This window comes from Microbacterium sp. (genome assembly GCF_041909575.1).
Taxonomy (GTDB): domain Bacteria; phylum Actinomycetota; class Actinomycetes; order Actinomycetales; family Microbacteriaceae; genus Microbacterium.
In genome coordinates, this window is record NZ_JAYRDE010000166.1 from 1 (window position 1) to 1,656 (window position 1,656).

General features: G+C 72.3%; 1 protein-coding gene. It reads right to left on the bottom strand.

Going from position 1 to position 1,656, the window contains the following annotated elements; all coding sequences use genetic code 11:
- On the bottom strand, window positions 1-1,656 hold a 1,656-nt coding region (locus tag ACE3O1_RS14985), incomplete at both ends, for an FdhF/YdeP family oxidoreductase (RefSeq protein ID WP_374316413.1).

Sequence of the window (1,656 nt, forward strand, 5' to 3'; positions counted from 1 at the left end):
TTACCCCGCGGGGTGCGATAGGCCACGAGGCGGAACGCCTCGGCGCGGCGCTCCTGCAGCACGCCGTCGGCGCCGCGCCACTCCGAGACCAGGTCGACCACATCCCCCTCGGCGAAGCCCAGCGCGGTGATGTCCTTCGCGTTGACGAGCACCACGCGACGCCCGCCGCGGATCCCCCGGTACCGGTCGTCCTTGCCGTAGATCGTGGTGTTGTACTGGTCGTGCGACCGCAGCGTCTGCAGCAGCAGGCGGCCCTTCGGGATGCGCGGGTACTCCAGCGGGTTCGCCGTGAAGCGCGCCCGGCCGTCAGGCGTCGCGAACCGGCGCGCATCGCGCGGACCGTTCGGCAGGTGCAGGGTGCGTCCCTTGTCGATGCGCTCCTCGTAGTCGTCGAAGCCCGGCACGACCCGCGAGATGTGCGCGCGGATGAGGGCGTAGTCGGCCTCGAGGGCCGCCCAGTCCGCGCGAGGGCCTCCGCGGGCGACGCCGTCGCCACGCGACGGGCGGGCGGCGGCATCCGCTCGTCCGAAGACCAGGCCGCACAGGCGCGCCACGATCGCGACCTCGCTCAGCAGATCGTCCGCCGGCGGCGCGAGGCGTCCGCGCGAGGCATGGACGGCGCCCATGGAGTCCTCGACGGTGACGCGCTGCTCGCCGCCGCCGCGGCGGTCGCGATCGGTGCGGCCGAGCGTGGGCAGGATGATCGCGCGGCGCCCGGTCACGACGTGCGAGCGGTTGAGCTTCGTCGAGACCTGCACGGTGAGGTCGACGCGGCCCATCGCTGCCTCGACCACGGCGGTGTCGGGCGTGGCCGACACGAAGTTCCCGCCCATCCCCAGGAAGAACCTCACCCGGCCGTCGCGCATGGCGCGGATCGCCTCGACCGTGTCGTAGCCGTGGTCCCTCGGCGCCGCGAACGCGAACTCCGCGTCGAGCGCGTCGAGGAACGCCGCCGACGGCTTCTCGTAGATTCCCACCGTGCGGTCGCCCTGGACATTGGAGTGACCGCGCACCGGGCACACGCCGGCGCCCGGCCGGCCGATGTTCCCCTGGAGCAGGAGCACGTTCACCACGTCCCGGAGCGTGGGCACCGAGTGCTTGTGCTGCGTCAGCCCCATCGCCCAGCACACGATCGTCGCCCGCGAGCTGCGGACGGCCTCCCCGACGCGCCTCAAGGCCTTCTCGGGCAGACCGGTGGCTTCGACCAGCGCGGGCCACGAGGCATCCGCCATCGCCTGCCGGTACGCGTCGAAGCCGCTGGTGTGCTCGGCGAGGAAGGCATGGTCGAGCACATCCCCCTCGGCGTCCTCGCGCTCGAGGAGGTGCTTGCCGATCGCCTGGAAGAGCGCCTGGTCGCCGCCGAGGCGGATCTGCACGAACTGGTCGGCGAGCTTCGTGCCGCCGAACGCGACGCCGCGGACGGTCTGCGGATTCTCGAACCGCAGCAGCCCAGCCTCGGGGAGGGGGTTCACGGCGATGATCGTGGCGCCGTTGCGCTTGGCCCTCTCGAGCGCGGACAGCATGCGCGGATGATTCGTCCCCGGGTTCTGCCCCGCGACGATGAGGAGGTCGGCGTCGTGGATGTCCTCGATCGAGACCGTGCCCTTGCCGATGCCGATCGTCTCGGTGAGCGCGGAGCCGCTGGACTCGTGGCAC